The sequence below is a fragment of the Affinundibacterium amnicola genome, from assembly GCF_014284275.1.
Taxonomy (GTDB): Bacteria; Pseudomonadota; Gammaproteobacteria; order Burkholderiales; family Burkholderiaceae_D; genus Undibacterium; species Undibacterium amnicola.
This window is the reverse complement of sequence record NZ_JACOFU010000002.1, coordinates 88,651-111,190: the sequence shown is the minus strand read 5'-3', so window position 1 is coordinate 111,190 and position 22,540 is coordinate 88,651. Positions and strand designations below refer to the sequence as shown.

At 45.9% G+C, this 22,540-nt stretch carries 18 protein-coding genes and 1 tRNA gene; 15 read left to right on the top strand and 4 right to left on the bottom strand.

Annotated elements, in window-relative coordinates; genetic code table 11:
* Positions 1 to 8: 8 nt before the first annotated feature.
* Complete coding sequence (locus H8K33_RS04810) at positions 9 to 3,125, top strand: efflux RND transporter permease subunit (RefSeq protein WP_186889875.1); 3,117 nt, start codon at positions 9 to 11, stop codon at positions 3,123 to 3,125.
* A gap of 189 nt (positions 3,126 to 3,314) precedes the next feature.
* Here H8K33_RS04810 and H8K33_RS04805 read toward each other — a convergent pair whose 3' ends face one another.
* A complete protein-coding gene (locus H8K33_RS04805; RefSeq protein WP_186889874.1) occupies positions 3,315 to 3,668 on the bottom strand; it encodes a DUF1428 domain-containing protein in 354 nt (117 codons plus the stop codon).
* Between the two features lie 571 nt (positions 3,669 to 4,239).
* Here H8K33_RS04805 and H8K33_RS04800 point away from each other — a divergent pair.
* Entirely contained in the window at positions 4,240 to 5,433 is a 1,194-nt protein-coding gene (locus H8K33_RS04800) for an amino acid aminotransferase (RefSeq protein WP_186889873.1), read from the top strand.
* 105 nt (positions 5,434 to 5,538) lie between these two features.
* On the opposite strand, the gene murI is transcribed toward H8K33_RS04800, so the two are convergent.
* The 3 genes from murI to H8K33_RS04785 are packed head-to-tail and all read right to left on the bottom strand — an operon-like array spanning position 5,539 to position 8,576.
* Entirely contained in the window at positions 5,539 to 6,411 is an 873-nt protein-coding gene (gene murI / locus H8K33_RS04795) for a glutamate racemase (protein WP_222613295.1), read from the bottom strand.
* Positions 6,404 to 7,924, bottom strand: coding sequence for a fumarate hydratase (locus H8K33_RS04790; protein WP_186889872.1), 1,521 nt, complete (start codon positions 7,922 to 7,924; stop codon positions 6,404 to 6,406). Before H8K33_RS04790 ends, murI begins: the two co-directional genes overlap by 8 nt.
* Positions 7,925 to 7,958: 34 nt before the next feature.
* Positions 7,959 to 8,576: a TIGR00645 family protein gene (locus tag H8K33_RS04785; protein ID WP_186889871.1), complete on the bottom strand. Its 618-nt coding sequence runs from the start codon at positions 8,574 to 8,576 to the stop codon at positions 7,959 to 7,961.
* A 414-nt stretch (positions 8,577 to 8,990) separates the two neighbouring features.
* Between H8K33_RS04785 and acs the strand changes: the two genes are divergently transcribed.
* The 13 genes from acs to H8K33_RS04720 all read left to right on the top strand — a co-directional run bounded on the left by acs (position 8,991) and on the right by H8K33_RS04720 (position 22,530).
* On the top strand, positions 8,991 to 10,970 hold the full coding sequence (gene acs, locus H8K33_RS04780; RefSeq protein WP_186889870.1) for an acetate--CoA ligase: 1,980 nt from the start codon (positions 8,991 to 8,993) through the stop codon (positions 10,968 to 10,970).
* A 333-nt stretch (positions 10,971 to 11,303) separates the two neighbouring features.
* The gene (gene pssA / locus H8K33_RS04775) at positions 11,304 to 12,167 is read left to right on the top strand and encodes a CDP-diacylglycerol--serine O-phosphatidyltransferase (RefSeq protein WP_186889869.1); all 864 of its coding nucleotides are present in this window, start codon (positions 11,304 to 11,306) and stop codon (positions 12,165 to 12,167) included.
* Positions 12,168 to 12,537: 370 nt separating this feature from the next.
* Complete coding sequence (locus tag H8K33_RS04770; protein ID WP_186889868.1) at positions 12,538 to 14,076, top strand: 2-isopropylmalate synthase; 1,539 nt, start codon at positions 12,538 to 12,540, stop codon at positions 14,074 to 14,076.
* A 205-nt stretch (positions 14,077 to 14,281) separates the two neighbouring features.
* Complete coding sequence (rpsO, locus tag H8K33_RS04765) at positions 14,282 to 14,551, top strand: 30S ribosomal protein S15 (protein WP_186889867.1); 270 nt, start codon at positions 14,282 to 14,284, stop codon at positions 14,549 to 14,551.
* 252 nt (positions 14,552 to 14,803) lie between these two features.
* Complete coding sequence (pnp, locus tag H8K33_RS04760; RefSeq protein WP_186889866.1) at positions 14,804 to 16,954, top strand: polyribonucleotide nucleotidyltransferase; 2,151 nt, start codon at positions 14,804 to 14,806, stop codon at positions 16,952 to 16,954.
* A gap of 140 nt (positions 16,955 to 17,094) precedes the next feature.
* Entirely contained in the window at positions 17,095 to 18,072 is a 978-nt protein-coding gene (locus H8K33_RS04755) for an NAD(P)H-quinone oxidoreductase (RefSeq protein ID WP_186889865.1), read from the top strand.
* Positions 18,073 to 18,250: 178 nt separating this feature from the next.
* Complete coding sequence (tpiA, locus tag H8K33_RS04750) at positions 18,251 to 19,006, top strand: triose-phosphate isomerase (protein ID WP_186889864.1); 756 nt, start codon at positions 18,251 to 18,253, stop codon at positions 19,004 to 19,006.
* Between the two features lie 86 nt (positions 19,007 to 19,092).
* Positions 19,093 to 19,470 (top strand): preprotein translocase subunit SecG, encoded by a 378-nt coding sequence (gene secG / locus H8K33_RS04745; protein ID WP_186889863.1) that lies wholly within the window; start codon positions 19,093 to 19,095, stop codon positions 19,468 to 19,470.
* A 95-nt stretch (positions 19,471 to 19,565) separates the two neighbouring features.
* Positions 19,566 to 19,650 (top strand) — tRNA-Leu (locus tag H8K33_RS04740).
* 128 nt (positions 19,651 to 19,778) lie between these two features.
* Positions 19,779 to 20,138, top strand: a complete 360-nt coding sequence (locus H8K33_RS04735; RefSeq protein WP_186889862.1) for an NADH-quinone oxidoreductase subunit A — start codon at positions 19,779 to 19,781, stop codon at positions 20,136 to 20,138.
* A 17-nt stretch (positions 20,139 to 20,155) separates the two neighbouring features.
* Positions 20,156 to 20,632: a NuoB/complex I 20 kDa subunit family protein gene (locus tag H8K33_RS04730; protein WP_186889861.1), complete on the top strand. Its 477-nt coding sequence runs from the start codon at positions 20,156 to 20,158 to the stop codon at positions 20,630 to 20,632.
* 35 nt (positions 20,633 to 20,667) lie between these two features.
* Positions 20,668 to 21,267, top strand: a complete 600-nt coding sequence (locus H8K33_RS04725; RefSeq protein WP_186889860.1) for an NADH-quinone oxidoreductase subunit C — start codon at positions 20,668 to 20,670, stop codon at positions 21,265 to 21,267.
* A 9-nt stretch (positions 21,268 to 21,276) separates the two neighbouring features.
* Positions 21,277 to 22,530: an NADH-quinone oxidoreductase subunit D gene (locus H8K33_RS04720; RefSeq protein WP_186889859.1), complete on the top strand. Its 1,254-nt coding sequence runs from the start codon at positions 21,277 to 21,279 to the stop codon at positions 22,528 to 22,530.
* The last annotated feature ends 10 nt before the right edge of the window (positions 22,531 to 22,540 follow it).

Here is a 22,540-nt window from a genome sequence, read left to right as displayed (position 1 = left end):
GGCGCACTATGAATTTTTCTACGCTTTCTATTCGAAACCCTATTCCGGCGATTATGCTGTTCGCATTGTTGTCACTGGCGGGTATTCTGTCTTTCCGCAGTACGATAGTACAAGATTTTCCCGATATTGAATTGCCATTGGTAACGGTCAACGCGAGTTTGCCTGGCGCCGCACCAGCACAGTTAGAGACCGAAGTCGCGCGTAAAATTGAAGACGCTGTCGCTAGTTTGCAAGGTGTTAAAAACGTTTATACCAAAGTGCTGGATGGTAATGTCTCTATTACCGTTGAGTTCATTTTAGAGAAAGTTTTATCTGAAGCGGTGAATGAGGTACGCGATGCGGTTGCCACTGTGCGTGCTGATTTGCCGAGTGAAATGCGTGATCCGACCGTGACGAAAATGTCGACAGCCGGACGTGTGATTTTGACCTACACCATCGAAGCTGCGCCACCTGCTAAAGATAATCCTAGCGTTGCTGGAGATAGCACCACACCAGATGAGCAAGATCTGAGCTGGTTTGTCGATAATACTGTCTCTAAACGTTTGCGAACTGTGCCTGGCGTCGGCGCGGTTAAACGTATGGGCGGCGTCAGTCGCGAAGTACGAATCGAATTAGATGCGAATAAGATGGCAGCCTTGAATGTTTCTGCCGTTGATGTTTCTCGTCGATTAAAAATCGTACAAAAAGAAGCACCAGGTGGAAGGGGTGATGTCAGTGGTGCAGAGCAAGCGGTACGTACAATCGCTACCGTCAAAAATGCAGAAGAGTTAGCTGCAATGGAAATTCCATTGCCAGACGGGCGTCACATCAGACTTGATCAAGTTGCGCAGGTGATGGATACCATCAGCGAGCCGCGTTCACGTGCTACATACAATGGTAAGTCGGTAGTCGGGTTTGAAGTGTTTCGTACTAAAGGCGCTTCTGAAGTCGACGTAGCAAATGGCACACGTGATGCAGTGAACGAACTGCAAAAAGCACATCCAAAATACTTGTTTAAGCATGCGATTGATAATGCCCAACCGGTCGAAGAAAACTTCGAAGGCTCGATGGAGTTATTGTATGAAGGCGCTTTGCTAGCAGTGTTAGTTGTGTGGTGGTTTTTGCGCGATTGGCGTTCTACTTTGGTAGCTGCTGCTGCCTTGCCTTTGTCCGTGATTCCTACTTTCTTAGGCCTGCAGTATTTTGGCTACACATTAAATACCGTGACCCTGTTGTCTTTAGCTTTGGTAGTTGGTGTGTTGGTTGATGATGCGATTGTCGAAATTGAGAATATCGCCCGGCACTTGCAAATGGGTAAAACACCGATGGAAGCAGCAACCGAGGCAGCTGATGAAATTGGTATGGCGGTGATCGCAACCACGTTTGCGCTGGTAGCGGTATTTTTGCCAACGGCATTTATGGGTGGTGTACCAGGTTTGTTTTTTAAACAGTTTGGCTGGACTGCGGTCATCGCGATTCTCGCCTCGCTCGTTGTGGCGCGATTGCTGACACCAATGATGGCGGCTTATATTTTGAAAGCGCCGAAGAAAGATGCCGAAGGAAATATTCATGAAAAGCCAGATAGCTGGATGATGAAACGCTATATGGCAACCATGCAATGGTGCTTGCGACATCGTCTTGTGACGATCATTTCTGCGGCAGCATTTTTCGTAGGATCGATTGCGCTTGTGGGTTTATTACCCACTGGTTTTGTGCCGCCATCGGATCGTGCACAAACACAGGTGAATATTGAATTGCCTCCTGGAAGTACTTTGTCTGAAACCAGTGAAATTTCTGAACAGGCCAGGGTTGCGATTATGTCCGTTAAGGGCATCACTGGGGTATTTAGTTCAATTGGTGGCGGTTCCAGTGGTGATGCGTTTGCGCCAGGTGCTGCGGCAGAGGCGCGTCGTGCGGTCTTGACGGTGACGGCCGTGCATAGAAATGATCGTAAAGAATCCATGTCAGATTTAGACAATGTGATTCGCAGCAAAATGAATGACATTTCTGGTGCGAAATTTTCAGTTGGGCCATTAGACACAGGCGTTAAATTGCAGTTAGTTTTGAAGAGCGAAGATCCGGTAGCTTTGTTGGAAACGGCTCGTCAGGTGGAACGAGAACTGCGCACTTTAAAAGGAATAGGGAACGTCAGTTCTAGCGCATCTTTGGTTCGTCCAGAAATTATTGTGAAACCTGATTCTGCCAAAGCAGCGGATCTTGGCGTTACTGCCGAGAGTATTGGTGAAACCGTACGCGTTGCGACAGCTGGTGATTATGATATGGCTTTGTCGAAAATGAATCTGGCGCAGCGACAAGTGCCGATTCGCGTCAAATTGCCTGACTACGTCAGGGCTGATTTGGCGGCGATTGAGCGCCTAACAGTTCCAGGAAAGTCTGGACCAGTGATGATAGGAAGTGTCGCCACCGTGACGATGGATTCTGGACCCGCTCAGATTGATCGCTTGAATCGCAGCCGTAACGTGACGCTTGATGTGGAGTTAGGTGGTCGTCAATTAGGTGAAGTTAACGAAGAGGCGCGCGCTTTACCAACGATGAAAAACTTGCCTCCTTCTGTCAGTATTGCGGAGTTGGGGGATGCGCAAGAAATGGCTGCCTTATTCGCTAGTTTTGGCATCGCCATGTTAATCGGCGTCTTGTGTATTTATGGTGTGTTGGTATTGTTGTTCAAAGATTTCTTACAACCAGTAACGATTCTTGCTGCCTTACCCTTGAGTATTGGTGGTGCGTTTGTCGCCTTATTGATCACCGGCAGAGCACTATCCATGCCGTCGATGATTGGTTTGATTATGTTGATGGGCATCGTGACTAAGAATTCGATTTTGCTGGTTGACTATGCAATTCTTGCCCGCAATGCTGGTATGGACAGATTTGCGGCATTGGTTGACGCCTGCCATAAACGTAGTCGTCCTATTATTATGACGACGATTGCAATGGGGGCAGGCATGATGCCACTAGCATTAGGGTGGGGTGCCGATCCTAGTTTCCGTTCACCGATGGCAATTGCGGTGATTGGTGGATTGATTACCTCGACTTTATTAAGTTTGTTGGTCGTTCCAGCAGTATTTACTTATGTCGATGATTTTGAGCACTGGATGAAACGCATGCTGGCGCGGGTTAAATCCTAGTTCTTTGACATGACGCTTTATATTACGTGTTTGTTTTAGGATTAAATGTAGAAGAACGCCGCGACAATGAACAAGGGCAAACTTAGTTTGCCCTTGTTCGTTTGGTTCATTTTGTTTAGTACTGCCTTCGTTAGCACGCCTAGCGGGAACAATTTTGCGTAAGCTGTATTAAGTTTGGATGATCGATTTTCAACTGACCGCTATTTGCTGAAAACCACCATAAATCAAACGTTTTCCATCAAACGGCATAGGCATATTTTCTGGTGACATGCGAGGATCTGCCATCATTTTTTCCCATCCCGCGTCACGTGCTTCTTTTGATGCCCACGTCATCCAAGAAAAGACCACAGTTTCATCCTCTTTGCACATCACAGCTTGCGGGAATGATGTGAGCTTGCCTGGCGGAACATCATCACCCCAGCAGTCAATAACGCTTAGTACGCCATATTCTTTAAATAAAACTGCCGATTGTTCTGCATAGGCTTTATATGCTTCTTTATTTGCTGTCGGTACTGCTGCAATGAATCCATCTACATAGAGCATGATCGTATTCCTTTGAGGTAAGCTTATTCGGTGTTGTAAAGTGAATTTTGCAACTGAAAGTACAGACTTCAATAGCAATTCAGAAGTGTAGAAAGCGATGCGTCGAATCGCAAGCTATATATAAAACGATAAAGCAAAACTTTTACCAAACATTGACCGAAATTTATTTTGAACTCTGGAAAAACACTGAAAAAATCCTGGTTGCACGGCTTTTCGCTTTGATAATGTGTCAAAATATCGGCTTATCGAACTTCCGCGTGATTCGTTTCTTTTTGCTGCATTAGCTCACAAGATGAGCATAAATTCTTGGAAAACATCCATTTTCCCACAGCATCGAAATGGCAATGGCAGCATACCCATGTTGCTCAGCTTGAGCCTTCACAAGTTGACTTGTTTGAAGTTGATCGGCTTGAACCATTTGCTTATGAAGAATTGAATTGTGGAATATAGGTCACATTTATTGGCAAGTAAGTTTTATTGTCAACGGATTGAGTTGCCTTCTCGTTTGATTTAGTTTTTCTTGTTCTATTAATTTTTGTAATGTCGATTTTTCTCATATTGGAGTTTTAACATGTTTCAGCACGTCGAAGCCTATGCAGGCGATCCTATCCTCTCCTTGAATGAAGCGTTCGGTAAAGATACCCGCCCAAACAAGATTAATTTGTCGATTGGGATTTATTTTGACGATAATGGCAAGATTCCGATGTTGCCTTCTGTTCGCGCTGCAGAATTAAAAGTGGTCGAAGCTGCTGGTGCACGTCCTTATTTGCCAATGGAAGGTGCTGCAAATTTCCGCACAGCGGTTCAGCATTTGTTGTTTGGTGCTGATCGTCCTGCTGTTAAAGAAGGCCGCGTCGTGACATTACAAACGGTGGGATCTAGCGGTGGTTTGAAAGTTGGTGCAGATTTCGTTAAGCGTTATTTCCCAAACACGACGATGTTAGTCAGCGATCCAACTTGGGACAATCATCGTGCGGTATTTGAAGGTTCAGGATTACCAGTCAAAACCTATCCTTACTATAACTCTGAAACAGGTGGTTTGCGTTTTGACGAAATGTTGGCGAGTCTGAAACAAGCCGAAGAAAAATCAGTGGTCTTGTTGCATGCTTGCTGCCATAACCCAACTGGTGTGGATTTAACGAAAGCGCAGTGGGAACAATTAGTACCGGTCTTGAAAGAGCGCAACCTGATTCCATTTTTGGATTTGGCCTATCAAGGTTATGGCGATGGTATTGAAGAAGATGCGTTTGCAATTCGTTTGTTGGCTGATCAAGGCTTAAGTTTCTTTGTGGCGAATTCATTCTCCAAGAGTATGAGTTTGTATGGCGAGCGTTGTGGTGCATTGAGTGTGGTTTGTCCAGATGCTGCACAGGCCGTCAATGTCTTAGGACAAATGAAAGCCATCATTCGTCGTAATTACTCTAATCCGCCTATGCACGGCGGCCAGTTGGTGGCAACAGTATTGACCGATCCAACTTTGCGCCCAATGTGGGAAGCAGAAGTGGTGGCGATGCGTGATCGTATTCAAGCAATGCGTAAAGCATTGCACGACGTATTGGTAGCGAAAGTACCTGGTCGTGATTTCAGCTATTTCTTAACGCAGCGCGGCATGTTTAGCTACACTGGTTTGACGGCAGCGCAGTGTGATCGCCTGAAAGAAGAATTTGGCGTGTATGTAGTGCGCTCAGGCCGTATGTGCGTGGCGGGTTTGAATACCCGTAATGTGGAAGCAACGGCAGCAGCGATGGCGGCGGTATTGGCTTAATTCGTTTAGTTGCTCAAAATAAAAAAGGACAGAGTTTTCTGTCCTTTTTTATTGCCGGTTGGCGGCGCAGCGGTGTGGTGCTGTGCTTGCACAGTGTTTGAAATTTTAGATATCTAATGTCCGTGCGACAGGGCTTGTTTCGCCTTGTGTGATAAATCCTAAAGCCATTTGTAAAGTGCTGGCGTCACCTGTTGTCCATGCCTGAAAAGATTGTGGTGTTTGATGACTAGCATTGCGTAAATGTTGCTTTTCCAAAAGATCAGATAAGCGTCGCGCAACTGCATCGCCGGTGTCGATGATGTGAATTGGCTTGATCTTATCTATCTGATGTTCGCGAATGACCTGGAGTATTTGCGGTTCGACGAAAGGATAGTGGGTGCAACCCAGTACCAATGTATCCACGCCCTGATCCAGCAAGGGGGAAACGTAGCGTCGCAGCAAATTCAAAATGGCGGCAGAGCTCAGATCGCCTTGTTCGATTTCATTCACCAAGCCGACACAGGCTTGCGGAATAAATTGCGTCTGGGTTTCTCGTCCTAGTTGTTCACTTAGTCGATTAAATTTTTCGCTTTGCAAAGTACTGCGGGTCGCTAATACACCGACAATTTTACTGGCACTTCTTGCCGCTGCAGGTTTGATGCCTGGCTCCATGCCGATGATAATTAAATTAGGGTAGCGTTCACGTAAGGTGGCGACGGCTGCCGCGGTGGCGGTATTGCAGGCAATAACCAAGGCCTTAATACCTTGCGCTAAAAAGAATTCGGTAATCTTGATACTACGGTTGATTAATTCTTCGTTGCTGCGTTCGCCGTATGGCGCATACGCTGTATCTGCAACATACAAAAATTTTTCAAGCGGTAGTTGTTTGCGCAAATGCTTGAGCACTGACAAACCACCGATGCCAGAGTCAAACACGCCGACAGGCGCATTGCTGTCGGCGTGTTTGTTTTCTGCTTGAGTCTCTACAATATTAAGCAACTGGAATAATCCCGATTTTTGCTTGCCATTCTTTTGGACCTGTATTGTGCACAGAGGTACCAGTGGAATCGACTGCGACCGTTACTGGCATATCGACGACATCAAATTCGTAGATGGCTTCCATGCCCAAATCGGCGAAGCCAACGACTTTCGCCGTTTTGATCGCTTTGGAAACCAAATAGGCAGCGCCACCGACAGCCATCAAATACGCTGATTTGTGATTTTTGATGGATTCAATCGCAGCAGGGCCACGTTCTGCTTTACCGATCATCGAGATCAAGCCAGTTTTTTCCAACATCATGTCGGTGAATTTATCCATCCGTGTTGCAGTAGTCGGACCTGCTGGACCAACTGCTTCATCACGCACTGGATCAACTGGACCAACGTAGTAAATCACGCGATTGGTGAAGTCAACTGGCAAAGTTTCGCCTTTTGCCAGCATGTCTTGAATGCGCTTATGTGCGGCATCACGACCCGTCAACATTTTGCCGTTTAACAGCAAAGTTTGACCTGGTGTCCAGGAGGCGACTTCTTCTTTGGTCAAAGTATTCAAATCAATGCGTTTGGATTTTTCCGTATCCGCAACCCAATGCACATCAGGCCAGTTAGAGAGTGATGGTGGCTCCATATAAGTCGGACCTGAACCATCCAACACGAAATGCGCGTGACGGGTCGCTGCGCAGTTAGGAATCATTGCAACTGGTTTAGATGCTGCATGGGTTGGATACATATTAATCTTCACGTCGAGTACGGTGGTTAAACCACCCAGGCCTTGCGCGCCTATGCCGAGTGCATTGATCTTGTCGCAGAGTTCGATACGTAATTCTTCTGTCTTATTTTGTGGCCCACGCAATTTGAGTTCATGCATGTCGATGTCTTCCATCAAGGATTCTTTCGCCATTAACATGGCTTTTTCTGCGGTACCGCCGATACCGATGCCGAGCATGCCCGGTGGACACCAGCCTGCACCCATGGTTGGTACGGTTTTCATAACCCAGTCAATCAAAGAGTCGGATGGGTTAAGCATGACGAACTTAGATTTGTTTTCTGAACCGCCACCTTTTGCTGCCAGTTGCACGTCAACGGTATCGCCAGGCACGAGTTCCATGTGCACGACTGCTGGCGTATTGTCTTTGGTATTTTTGCGATCAAATAATGGATCGGCAACGATGGATGCGCGCAATACATTGTCTGAAAAAGCATAACCACGACGCACACCTTCGTTCACGGCGTCAATAATCGAACCAGAGAAGCCTTCAAAGCGCACGCCCATGCCGATTTTTAAGAATACATTGACGATACCAGTATCTTGGCAGATCGGGCGTTTGCCTTCTGCGCACATACGTGAATTCGTCAAAATTTGCGCAATCGCATCTTTCGCTGCCGGACTTTGTTCGATCTCGTAAGCACGTGCTAAATGCGCGATGTAATCAGCAGGGTGGTAGTAGCTGATGTATTGCAAAGCAGCTGCAACGGATTCGATGAGGTCATCTTGTTTAATAATGGTTGTCATTGTTGGCTCTTGGCTAAGGAATGAAAAAGGAAATTTAGTGTTTTTGTGTCTGTTGATGTGTCTTGGACATGAGTTGATCGCAGTAGGCGATTGCTAATGCAGATAAAAGAAACACTACGTGAATTACGGTTTGCGCGATCAATTCTTGGGCGTCGTAAGACTTTACATTGATAAAAGTTTTGAGTAAGTGAATCGATGAAATACCGATAATTGCCATCGCTAATTTAACTTTTAAAACGGTTGCATTCACATGTGACAGCCATTCAGGCTGATCAGGATGGTTTTGCAAACCTAATCGAGACACAAAAGTTTCATATCCACCAACGATGACCATAATTAGTAAGTTAGAAATCATGACGACGTCGATTAGTCCCAAAACGACGAGCATGATAGTCGTCTCATTCAGTTTTGTTGGGCGTACCGTTTCAGCACCAGCAACCGAAACGGCATCCAATAAATGTTTTAATGCAACTTCATTTCCCATTGCTGCGCGAATTAGGTCAACTAATTCAACCCAAAAATGGAATACATAGACGCACTGCGCCAAAATCAATCCAAGATAAAGTGGTAACTGCAACCAGCGACTAGCAAAAATAAATTTGGATAATGCCGAGAGTTTTTGTGGAGGAAGTGCGGAAGATGATTGTGACATTCGAGGCCTTTTTTTAACCAATAAATAAACTCTTAGCCCAGTTAAATTTCTAAGAACAGAAGTTTTAGGCTAAGTGAGAAACCAATATAGAAACAGATATAAAAACAGAAGCAAAATTTGCCCGCATTTTACACCGATGAAGGTGCAATGTCTGCGGCTAACATTAATTGCGGTTTTATTGTGTTAAATCAAGTTAAACCTGTAGTAGATGCCCCTAATACCACTCACTAAAAAATAGCTTTTTTGGGCTGCTAGCCTTAGAATCAACGTCAAAACATAGTAAGTGGTGAATATCAAAAAGGCTTGAAGGCGAATTAGCGAATTTTCGTCGAGTGTGATGTTGAACTTGTCTATACATGTTACTGGCATCATCAATCCGAGTTTTTCTGATATTCACAACAGCATGGAGACAAAATGTCGGACTTCGAAATTAAGACTGAATCACGCATATTCCCCCCACCAGCGGATTTTGTAGCTAACGCCGCGATTTCAGGTATGGATGCGTACAACGCACTTTGTGCTGAAGCCGCTGATGACTATGAAGGTTTTTGGGCAAAGCTCGCTCGCGAACATCTGCATTGGCATAAGCCCTTTACAAAAACTCTGGATGAATCTGAGGCACCATTGTATAAGTGGTTTGACGATGGACTACTTAATGTTTCCTACAATTGCTTAGATGTAAATTTGCAAAAAGGCTTGGGTGACAAAGTCGCTGTCATATTCGAAGCTGATGGTGGCGATGTCATCAAAGTTACCTACACAGAATTACATGCCAAAGTGTGTCAATTCGCAAACGGCTTGCGCTCCCTAGGTGTAAAAAAGGGTGATCGCGTCGTTATTTACATGCCGATGTCGGTCGAAGGTGTGGTTGCCATGCAAGCATGTGCTCGTATCGGCGCTACACATTCTGTCGTGTTCGGCGGCTTCTCCGCTAAATCCTTGCAAGAACGTATCGTTGACGTTGGTGCTACATTGGTGATCACGGCGGATGAACAAGTACGTGGCGGTAAACATTTGCCATTGAAATCCATTGTTGATGAAGCTCTAGCTCTCGGTGATTGCGAAAAAGTTTCTAAAGTTGTGGTCTATAAACGTACAGGTGGCAATGCACCGTTTAATCCAGCACGTGATTTATGGATGCATGAATTGGTTGCGAATCAAGCGACAGAATGTGAACCTGAGTGGGTGAATGCAGATCATCCGCTATTCATTCTTTATACCTCTGGTTCGACTGGTAAACCGAAAGGTGTACAGCATTCTTCAGGCGGTTATTTATTGTGGGCGATGCTCACGATGAAGTGGACTTTCGACATTAAGCCTAGTGACGTGTTCTGGTGTACAGCGGATATCGGTTGGGTCACTGGCCATACTTACATCACGTATGGCCCACTAGCGATGGGAACGACGGAAATCGTTTTCGAAGGTATTCCAACGTATCCAAACGCAGGCCGTTTCTGGGACATGATACAGAAGCACAAAGCGACGATTTTTTACACTGCACCGACCGCGATTCGTTCTTTGATTAAAGCAGCCGATGGCGATGCGGCAATTCATCCGAATAAATATGATCTAACTTCTTTGCGCTTACTTGGCTCAGTCGGTGAACCGATCAATCCTGAAGCCTGGATGTGGTACTACCGCAATATCGGTGGTGAAAAATGTCCTATCGTCGATACCTTCTGGCAAACAGAAACAGGCGGCCATATGATCACGCCGTTGCCTGGTGCCACGCCTTTAGTTCCAGGTTCTTGCACCTTACCTTTGCCTGGAATTATGGCGGCGATTGTCGATGAAACGGGTGCCGATTTACCAAACGGGCAGGGCGGTATTTTGGTGGTGAAACGTCCATGGCCTTCGATGATCCGTAATATCTGGGGTGACACTGAGCGCTTTAAGAAAAGTTACTTCCCGGAAGAATTGGGCGGTAAAACTTATTTGGCGGGTGATGGCGCGATTCGTAATAAAGATACGGGATACTTCACCATTACCGGTCGTATCGATGACGTGTTGAATGTCTCAGGTCATCGCATGGGGACGATGGAAATCGAATCGGCTTTGGTTGCCAATCCATTGGTGGCGGAAGCGGCGGTCGTTGGTAAGCCTGACGATACGACGGGTGAAGCGATTTGCGCTTTTGTAGTCCTGAAACGCAGTCGTCCAACGGGCGAAGAGGCGAAGCAAATTGCTTTGGAGTTGCGTAATTGGGTAGCCAAAGAAATTGGTCCAATCGCGAAACCAAAAGAAATTCGTTTTGGCGATAATTTGCCGAAAACACGCTCCGGAAAAATCATGCGTCGTTTATTGCGTGTTTTAGCAAAAGGTGAGGAGATTACGCAAGATATTTCTACATTGGAAAATCCAGCGATTCTTGAGCAATTGAAGCAAGCACAATAAGTTGATTTGCTTGAATGAAAAAAGGCTTTGTCGTTTGGCAAAGCCTTTTGTTTTTAGCTGCGTCGAAATTGGAGGTTTTTGCTTGGTTATTTTGCAATTTTGTTATTGGGCGTTTGATTTAAATTTCGTTTTGGATTAGCCCAAAGGAAAGGCGAAGGCATGGGCGTATAGAGTTGTCTAATTTGTGAAACTGTTTTCTGAACAGCATTTCACGGTTATACTTACTCGCATCCTTCACAGGTCTGGATCCTTGCCGACTTGGGAGGTCATCGCCGCATAGTTAAATGCGTGTTGTTATTCGCCAGATATTTTTCCATTTCTTAATTATTCAGCATGAGTTCAGTTAAAAATCGCAAACCTAAAGGTAGTTTTAAGTTGTTTCCTCGTGGCGCGAGAAAAAATAATGGAGAACCACTTGGCGTTCCACGTAAGCCGTCACGCGGCATTTATCTGCTGCCGAACGCATTCACGACGGCAGCATTGTTTTGCGGTTTCTACGCCATCGTCATGGCAATGAATCAAAAGTTTGAACATTCTGGTTTAGCGATTTTTGCGGCGATGGTCTTGGATAGCCTAGATGGTCGCGTTGCCCGTATGACTAATACACAAAGTGAATTTGGCGCGCAATATGACAGTTTGTCAGATATGGTGTCGTTCGGCGTTGCGCCAGCTTTGATTGCCTATGAATGGGCCTTAAAAGGTATGGGTAAATTGGGTTGGTTGGCTGCATTCGTGTATTGCGCTGGTGCGGCTTTGCGCTTGGCACGATTTAACGCAAACATTACCGTGGTAGACAAACGTTACTTCCAAGGTTTACCAAGTCCCGCTGCTGCAGCTTTAGTCGCAGGATTTATCTTGTTGATGGATGATTTGGCGATTCCTGGTGTTGAAGTGCGCTGGTTTGCTTGGGCAGTCGCCTTGTTTGCTGGTTTAACGATGGTGACGAACGTGCCATTTTATAGCTTTAAAGATGTGAACTTGAAGCGCTCAGTGCCTTTCATTGCGCCATTTTTGATTGTGTTAGCTTACGTCGCGGTGGTGAGTGATCCGCCAAAAGTCTTATTCGCTTTGTTTGTTATTTACGCTTTGTCTGGCTATGTGTTGCTGCTGTGGCGTTGGCGCAAAGGCCGCCCTGTGAGCTTGGTGCAGTTGACACCAGAGGCACACCATGACGAAGCCGAGGACATTAAGAAATAATTGAGGGCGAGCTCTTGCGCTTTTGTGGAATCCCGCTTATAGTCTTTTCCATGAAATTCCCATCCACGACATCATATGCTCAAAAAGCATTCATTAAAGCAGATCGCTCCGGTCTGCTTTTGTCGTTGGCATTACCAGTTGCCGCTATCCTGGCATCTCTACTAGCATTGTCTCTAGCGAACACGCTACTAGCGCTCGCGCGCTAAATCCCATTACCCCACAACTTGAGTAGTCTCTCACCCGTGTGCGTCTTGCAAGGGGCGGGAAAGATCTATTCAAGTCATCGAGTTTTACTCAATTTTTTTAATCAATTGCATTTATTTTTATTATTTTATTTTGGTACTTATTTGTGTACCTTTCGGAGGCAAACATGGCAGACAAACTCATCATATTCGACACGACTTTGCGTGACGGCGAACAATCCCCTGGCGCATCAATGACTAAGGATGAAAAGGTGCGTATTGCTCGCCAACTAGAGCGTTTGAAAGTCGACGTGATCGAAGCGGGTTTTGCTGCCGCTTCTCCTGGTGATTTTGAATCGATTAAAGCAATTGCCGCTGCTGTACGTGAACCAATTATCTGTTCTTTGTCGCGTGCGAATGACAGAGATATTTCACGCGCCGCCGAGGCTTTGCAAAAAGCGCAGCGCAAACGTATTCATACTTTCATCGCGACGTCACCTTTGCACATGGAAATGAAGTTGCGTATGAGCCCTGATCAAGTGTTGGAGCAAGCGATTCAAGCAGTTCGTTTCGCACGACAATTTACTGACGATGTGGAATTTAGCCCGGAAGATGCAAGTCGCTCTGATTTTGATTTCCTTTGCCGTGTGATTGAGGCGGTGATTAAAGAAGGCGCAACGACCATTAATTTTGCGGATACGGTTGGTTACGGCGTTCCAGAGTTGTACGGTAGTACATTGAAGCGTTTGCGTGAAACCATTCCTAATTCCGATAAGGCAATTTGGTCGGTGCACTGCCATAATGATTTAGGCATGGCGGTAGCGAATTCCTTGGCGGGCGTGATGATCGGTGGTGCGCGCCAAGTCGAATGCACGATCAACGGCCTCGGTGAACGTGCAGGGAATACCGCATTGGAAGAAATCGTGATGGCGGTACGTACACGTAAAGATCACTTCAATTTGGATATTGGAATCGATACTACGCAAATTGTGGCGACTTCGAAAATGGTTTCGCAAATTACAGGCTTTGCTGTGCAGCCGAATAAAGCGATCGTCGGTGCCAATGCTTTTGCTCATGCCTCCGGTATTCATCAAGACGGCATTTTGAAAGCGCGCAACACCTACGAAATCATGCGTGCGGAAGATGTAGGTTGGAGTGCCAATAAAATCGTTCTCGGCAAACTTTCAGGGCGTAACGCTTTCAAGCAGCGCTTGCAAGAGCTCGGGATTGCCTTGGAATCGGAAACTGAAATCAACGCCGCCTTCGCACGTTTTAAAGAACTTGCCGATAAAAAATCTGAAATATTCGACGAAGACATTATGTCGGTTGTTGCGGATGAAGAGCATTCACACGATGCCGATCACTATCGTCTGGTGTCCATTAGTCAGCATTCAGAAACGGGTGAGCGCTCCTCGGCGGTCGTAGTGATGACGATAGGCGACAAAGAAAAATCCTGCATCGCGCAAGGTAATGGCGCGGTCGATGCTATCGTTGGTGCAATTGAATCCGAAGTAAAGAGTGAAGCAGAGCTGTTACTGTTCTCAATTAACGCGATCACAGCTGGCACGCAATCGCAAGGTGAGGTAACTATACGATTAAGTAAAGCTGGCCGTATCGTCAATGGTGTGGGTGCGGATCCTGATATCGTGGTGGCTTCTGCGAAGGCTTACATTTCGGCTTTGAATAAATTGCACTCTAAGGTTGAGAAGTTGAATCCTCAGATTTAGTATTTCTTTGTATTTTTGAAAAGCTTCTTGCAACAGAATTCGTATTGCGAGAGGCATTTCATGTTTTGCCTTGAGTTTTCGCTATTTTTCATGCTATAGTCGCGGTCTCATCAAATTCTGATGGGATTTATTTAATGGTATTTCACGATATCGAAGGTGTTGGTTCAAAAACCTAACTCTTGGTATCGCATGTAAAGGAAATAAGATGTCTATCGAAAAAAGTGCAAAAGCCGCTATCGTTGCGGATAATGCCCGTGGTCAAAACGACACAGGTTCTCCAGAAGTGCAAGTTGCTTTGTTGACTGCACGTATCAATGACTTGAACGGTCATTTCAAATCTCACTCTAAAGATCATCACTCACGTCGTGGTTTGATCATGATGGTTAACCGTCGTAAGAGTTTGTTGTCTTACCTGAAAGGTAAAGATTTGAACCGTTATCGTTCATTGATCGAAAAACTCGGCTTGCGTAAGTAATCTACTCATCAGAGTATTTTGCTAAACACAGCAAAGAATTAAAGTAAAAAGCCTGCGTCAGTTTGACTGATGCAGGCTTTTTGCCTTTGTGGTGCTGAATTAGCGCTGAAATTTGCTTAAATTTTGGGCGCTCTGAGTGGTAAAAGTAGTGAAAATGTTGGAAATAGTAAGGGTGATTCGAGGTTGAATTACTTGTGGTGAGGTGAACGACAGCCCCTGGAAATCTGTCGGAAAATAGTGAAAGGACACATCGTGTTTAATAAAGTTACAAAATCATTCCAATACGGTCAACATACAGTGACCTTGGAAACAGGTGAAATCGCACGTCAGGCTTCTGGCGCAGTAATGGTGTCGATTGAAGATACCGTCGTATTGGCAACCGTTGTTGCGAAAAAAGATGCCAAGCCAGGTCAGGATTTCTTCCCATTGACTGTGGACTATTTGGAAAAAACTTACGCGGCTGGTCGTATTCCAGGTGGTTTCTTCAAGCGTGAAGGTCGTCCATCAGAAAAAGAAACATTGACGTCGCGTTTGATTGATCGCCCGATTCGTCCATTGTTCCCAGAAGGTTATTTGAACGAAGTGCAAGTCATTGTGCATGTGTTGTCTGTGAACCCAGAAATCGATCCAGATATCGCAGCGATGATCGGTGCGTCTGCAGCGATTTGCGTATCCGGTATTCCATTTAGCGGTCCAGTAGGTGCGGCACGTGTTGGTTATATCGATGGTCAATATGTATTGAACCCGACTGCAACGCAATTGAAAACTTCGGCGATGGACTTGGTTGTTGCTGGTACAGAATCTGCCGTGTTGATGGTGGAATCTGAAGCGCAACAATTGTCTGAAGAAGTGATGTTGGGCGCGGTTGTGTATGGTCACACGCAAATGAAAGCAGTGATTGATGCGATTCATGATTTGGTACGTGATGGCGGCAAGCCGGAGGTGCAATGGGCGCCAGCAGCTAAGAACGAGCCTTTGATTGCGGCAGTTACTGCAGTAGCTGAGCCATTGTTGCGCGCTGCGTATCAAACTAAAGAAAAACAAGCACGTACTGAGCAGTTAAAAGCAGCAAGTGCAGCGGTCAGCGCGGCTTTGGCTGAACAGGCGGCAGCGGCTGGTACTGCGGCGCCAGATTCTGGCGATGTTGGTAACATCATGTTTGACTTGGAATCCAAAATCGTTCGCTCCCAAATTTTGGATGGTGAGCCACGTATCGATGGTCGTGACACACGCACAGTGCGTCCAATCACGATCCGTACTGGCGTATTGCCACGTACGCACGGTACAGCCTTGTTCACACGCGGTGAAACGCAAGCTTTGGTGATTGCGACTTTGGGTACTTCCCGTGATGAGCAAAAAATTGATGCTTTGATGGGCGAATACTCTGACCGCTTCATGCTGCATTACAACATGCCTCCGTTTGCTACTGGTGAAACAGGTCGCGTTGGTACACCTAAGCGTCGTGAAATTGGTCATGGCCGTTTGGCAAAGCGCGCATTGCAAGCTGCATTGCCAGCACCAGAAGATTTTAGCTACTCAGTGCGTTTGGTGTCTGAAATTACAGAATCCAACGGTTCTTCTTCCATGGCATCCGTTTGCGGTGGTTGTTTGGCATTGATGGATGCGGGTGTGCCGATGAAAGCGCATGTGGCTGGTATCGCGATGGGCTTGATTAAAGATGGCAATAAATTTGCTGTTTTAACGGACATTTTGGGTGATGAAGATCACCTCGGCGATATGGACTTTAAAGTTGCTGGTACTGCAGAAGGTATCACTGCTTTGCAGATGGATATCAAGATTCAAGGTATTACGAAAGAAATCATGCAAGTCGCTTTGGCGCAAGCTAAAGAAGGCCGTGATCATATCTTGGGCGAAATGCAAAAAGCAGTTCCAGTCGGTAAAGTGGAATTGTCTGATTTTGCGCCACGCTTGATTACTGTGAAAATCAATCCGGAAAAAATCCGTGATGTGATCGGTAAGGGCGGTGCGGTCATCCGTGCATTGACGGAAGAAACTGGTACGCAAATCGATATCAGCGATGAAGGCGTAGTAACGATCGCTTCTGTTGATGCAGCTGCGGGCCAAGAAGCAAAACGCCGTATCGAAGAATTGACGGCAGAAGTTGAAGTCGGCAAGATCTACGAAGGCACAGTATTGAAGTTGTTGGACTTCGGTGCGATTGTACAAATCATGCCAGGTAAAGACGGCTTGTTGCACATCAGCCAAATCGCTAATGAGCGCGTGAATGCAGTTGCTGACTACCTCAAAGAAGGTCAGCAAGTGCGCGTGAAAGTCTTGGAAACAGATGATCGCGGTCGCTTTAAATTATCGATGAAGGCTGCTGCTGAAGCTGCTGCGCCAACGGCAGATGTTGCTCCAGCAGAGTCTGCGCCGGAAGCATAAAAATTTGGTTTTGTTAGCCGACAATCGATGTATTGTCGAAAACAAATCAGCGTAAAATAAAAACCGTTCGTGGGAAGCTGCGAACGGTTTTTTATTTGGAAATTAATGTCCTTGTGGCTTGAGAATGTTGGAGTAAATTAATGCGAGCAATAGAAATTACGCAATATGGTAAGCCTGAGGTTCTGCAGTTATGTGAGCGACCGATGCCTGTTTTTGCTGCAGGTGAGGTATTGATACGTGTTCGAGCTGCTGGCGTGAATCGACCTGACGTGTTGCAGCGTATGGGGCATTATCCTGTGCCTGCTGGTGCTTCCGATTTGCCTGGCTTGGAGGTGGCGGGTGAAATTGTTGATGGTGATTTGTCCGGAAGTGGATTCTCGATTGGGGATTTGGTCTGTGCTTTGGTGCAGGGTGGTGGGTATGCTGAATTTTGTGTGGCGCCCGTGGTGCAGTGTTTGCCAGTGCCAAAGGGGTTGAGTTTGCTAGAGGCGGCTTCACTGCCGGAAACTTTTTTTACGGTGTGGTCGAATGTGTTTGATCGCGGTAGATTGTCTGTCGGCGAAACTTTGTTGGTGCATGGTGGTACGTCGGGTATTGGTGTCGCAGCGATACAGCTCGCGACAGCCATGGGGGTGAAGGTCATTGCTACGGTGGGTTCCGATGAGAAATGTCGTGCGGTAGAAAAGTTGGGTGTAGTTCGCGCGATCAATTATCGCGTCGAAGATTTTCTTGATGTTGTGCGAGCGGAAACGGTCGGCAGGGGTGTGGATGTAATTCTTGATATGGTGGCTGGAACGTATTTATCTAAAAATATTGACAGTTTGGCTGATGATGGGCGATTGGTCGTGATTGCCTTGCTGGGTGGTGCAAAGGCTGAATTGGATCTGTCGCAAGTGTTGCGTCGCCGTTTGCATGTGACCGGATCGACTTTGCGTCCACGCTCAACTGAATTCAAGGCGGAGATCGCAAATGCTTTATTAAAAAAAGTTTGGCCTTTGTTGGCGCGAGGTGAGATTAAGCCAGTTATTCATCGTGTCTTTTCGTTGAAGGATGCCAGTAAGGCGCATGAAATGATGGAGTCCAGTCAACATATTGGAAAGCTTATACTTGAGCTGTGATTTGATAAGTTGCACTGACTTTGTTTGGAGGATGTTCGTGACTGGCTAATTGCTTGGTAAGGTATTTTGTTGTTGTGGCATGTAAACCATTGTTTTCCATTATTAAACTTTTGGCTGGAAAATTGACCCCCATAGCTCTGGCGCGATACAATAGCCAGTTAATTAAATTTTGAATCCTATGGCACAACAGCGACGAACACTAATAGCCGGAAATTGGAAGATGAATGGCAGTCTTTCTGCGAACTCTGCTTTACTGGGAGAGTTGTCAGGCGCATCTATTGCCTCTGCTTGCGAGGTCCTAGTTTGCGTACCGTTTGTTTATATTCCGCAATGTGAAGTATTCTTGGCGAAAACGCAAATCGCATTTGGCGCTCAAGATGTTTCTCCGCATCAGTCTGGTGCCTATACTGGTGAAATTTCGCCAGCAATGTTGGCAGATTTTTCATGTAAATATGCGATAGTCGGCCATTCCGAGCGTCGTGCGTACCATCATGAATCGAATGAGTTGGTCGCGCAAAAGGCTCTGCAGTCCTTGCGTTCAAATATTTACCCGATTGTTTGTGTGGGCGAGACTTTGGAGCAGCGTGAGGCTGGTAAAACAAATGAGGTGGTAGTCGCTCAACTGCAAGCGGTGATGGATGTGCTTGATGAAGGCGCATTGGCGCGAATTGTTGTGGCTTATGAACCTGTTTGGGCAATTGGTACAGGCAAGACGGCAACGCCAGAGATGGCGCAAGACGTACATGCGGTGTTGCGTAAAACTTTAGCCGTGCGTAGTGATTTTGCGGCCGAAAAAGTGCGTATTCTTTATGGTGGAAGTATGAAGCCTGAGAATGCAAAAGAATTGTTGGCGATGCCAGATATTGATGGTGGTTTGATTGGTGGTGCATCGTTGAAGGCTGTTGACTTTTTGTCGATTGTGGCGGCGGCCTGATTTGAGTTGGTGTAAAAGTTTTGAGGAGCTGTATTGGTTTCTCTGTTCGTGTTTTATAAAAGATTAAATTGGATTGGATGTTTTAAATGAATACTTCTTTAGCTACGTTGGTGATGATCGTTCAGGTAATTTCGGCATTGATAATTGTTGGTTTGGTTTTGCTGCAACATGGCAAGGGCGCGGACATGGGCGCGTCGTTTGGTTCGGGTGCGTCAGGTAGCTTGTTTGGTGCAACTGGATCATCTAATTTCTTATCCAAATCAACGGCTGTTGCAGTGGCAGTGTTTTTTGTTGCGACGCTTATTTTGACTTCGTTCGGTGCAAATAAAGCGCCATCTGTTGGTGTGATGGATAATTTGCCTGCCGCGAAAACTGTTCCAGTAACTGCTCCAGCATCGAATGCGGTGCCTGCTCCTGCATCATCAACTTCGGCATCTGGTCAAGCGGCAGAAATTCCAAAATAACTTAATGTAGATCAGTTCGTCCGGCAAAAAAATCTTGAATTGCTGCAATTGTGCGTTGAACAATTGAGCTGAACCGAGTACAATGCTGGGCTTATGCCGACGTGGTGAAATTGGTAGACACGCTATCTTGAGGGGGTAGTGGCGAAAGCTGTACGAGTTCGAGTCTCGTCGTCGGCACCAAAGAATAAGTCAAGTTTTTCTACATATGACTTGATCGAGGAAGTGGTTGCGAATTAAGTTTGAATTGAGCAATCACTCAATCATGCAATTAACATCTCAATGTTGCGTTTTTATACGGATAAGCTAACGTGAACCTCGAAAATTATTTCCCAGTTCTTCTCTTTATTTTGGTCGGTATTGCGGTGGGTATTGTGCCGCAAGTTCTTGGGCGTGTTCTTGCGCCGCATCGGCCTGATAATCAAAAAACTTCCGCTTATGAGTGTGGCTTTGAAGCCTTTGAAGATGCACGTATGAAGTTTGACGTGCGTTACTATCTCATTGCAATTCTTTTTATTTTGTTCGACTTGGAAACTGCTTTCTTCTTCCCATGGGCTGTGTCTGTGAAAGAGTTAGGGTGGACTGGTTTCTTGGTGATGCTAGGTTTCATCTTGGAATTTGCGGTCGGTTTTTGGTACATCTGGAAAAAGGGCGCCCTGGATTGGGAGTGACCTAATAGGAAAAGCTTATGTCAATTGAAGGCGTGTTAAGCGAAGGCTTTGTTACCACTAGTTTGGACAAGCTGATTAACTGGACGCAAACAGGTTCAATGTGGCCGATGACGTTTGGTCTGGCTTGTTGTGCGGTTGAGATGATGCATGCTGGTTGTTCTCGTTACGATCTGGATCGTTTTGGTGTGGTGTTTCGTCCGTCACCGCGTCAGTCAGATGTGATGATTGTTGCCGGAACCTTGTGTAATAAAATGGCGCCAGCTTTGCGTAAGGTCTATGATCAGATGGCAGAGCCGCGTTGGGTTATTTCCATGGGTTCTTGTGCCAATGGTGGTGGCTATTATCATTACTCTTACTCTGTTGTGCGTGGATGTGATCGCATTGTTCCTGTTGATATTTATGTGCCAGGATGTCCTCCGACAGCCGAAGCCTTAATTTACGGCATTATCCAATTGCAGAATAAGATTAAGCGCACCAATACTATTGCTCGCTAATTGGTCTGATAGAGAAATTTACAAATTAAAGCAAAATGACTACCAAACTAGAAAATCTCGAGTCGGCAGTAAAGGCTGTTATTGGCGAGCGGCTCATGCAGTCGCATTTGGCGCTTGGAGAGCTTACTATTGTTGTCTCTGCTAAAGATTACCTGCAAGTGATGTTTGATTTGCGTGATAGCGCAGAAACTTACTTTGAGCAGTTGATTGATCTTTGTGGTGTTGACTACTCAACCTACGGTGATGGTGTTTGGGATGGTAAGCGCTTTGCTGTCGTGTCACATTTGACTTCGGTTAAGCATAATTGGCGTCTTCGAGTTCGCGTGTTTGCAGAAGATGATGAATTTCCGATCGTCGCTTCTTTGGTGGACGTGTGGAGTACTGCGAATTGGTACGAGCGTGAAGCTTTTGACTTCTTTGGTATTTTGTTTGATGGTCATAATGACTTGCGTCGCATCCTGACAGACTACGGATTTATTGGTCATCCTTTCCGTAAAGATTTCCCAGTTTCTGGCTACGTCGAGATGCGCTATGACGCTGATCAAAAACGTGTGATTTATCAACCGGTGACGATAGAGCCGCGTGAAAATACCCCGCGAATTATTCGCGAAGAGAACTATGGGATTAAGGGTTAAGGACGGATCATGGCAGAAATTAAAAATTACACCTTAAACTTTGGTCCTCAGCATCCGGCAGCCCACGGCGTTTTGCGTTTGGTGCTCGAATTGGATGGCGAAGTTATTCAACGTGCGGATCCGCATATCGGCTTGTTGCATCGTGCAACTGAAAAATTAGCTGAACAAAAAACATTCTTGCAATCAGTTCCTTACATGGATCGCTTGGATTATGTGTCCATGATGTCCAATGAGCATGCCTATGTCATGGCGATTGAGAAAATGCTTGGTTTGGAAGTGCCTTTGCGTGCGCAGTATATTCGTGTGATGTTTGATGAAATTACACGTATTTTGAATCACTTGTTGTGGATTGGTGCACATGGTCTCGACGTTGGTGCGATGGCGGTGATGTTGTACGCCTTCCGTGAACGTGAAGATTTGATGGATTGCTACGAAGCAGTTTCTGGTGCGCGTATGCATGCTGCTTACTATCGTCCAGGTGGCGTATATCGCGACTTACCAGATGAAATGCCTAAGCACAAGGCATCGATTCTGAAAAATGAAAAAGCTATTCGTTTATTAAATGAAAATCGTCAAGGATCTTTGCTCGATTTTATCGAAGACTTTACCAATCGTTTCCCGAAATACGTTGATGAGTACGAGACTTTGTTGACAGATAATCGTATCTGGAAACAGCGTTTGGTCGGTATCGGCGTTGTTTCTCCTGAGCGTGCTTTGGCGATGGGCTTCACTGGTCCTATGTTGCGTGGTTCTGGCATCGAATGGGATTTGCGCAAGAAACAGCCTTATGAAGTTTATGATTTGCTGGATTTCGATATTCCAGTTGGTGTGAATGGTGATAGTTACGATCGTTATCTGGTTCGCGTTGAAGAAATGCGCCAGTCAAATCGCATCATCAAACAGTGTGTGGAATGGTTGCGTAATAATGCCGGTCCTGTGATGTCAACGAATCATAAAGTTGCGCCGCCAAGCCGCGTGAATATGAAGTCGAATATGGAAGAGTTGATCCATCACTTCAAATTATTTACTGAAGGCTTTCACGTTCCTGCTGGCGAAGCTTATGCCGCAGTCGAGCATCCTAAAGGCGAATTTGGTATTTACCTGATGTCGGATGGTGCGAACAAGCCGTATCGTATGAAAATCCGCGCACCTGGTTTTCCGCATCTGCAAGGTTTAGATGAAATGGCCAAAGGTCATATGATTGCTGATGCGGTCACGATTATTGGTACGCAAGATATCGTATTCGGCGAAATCGATCGTTGATTGATTGTTG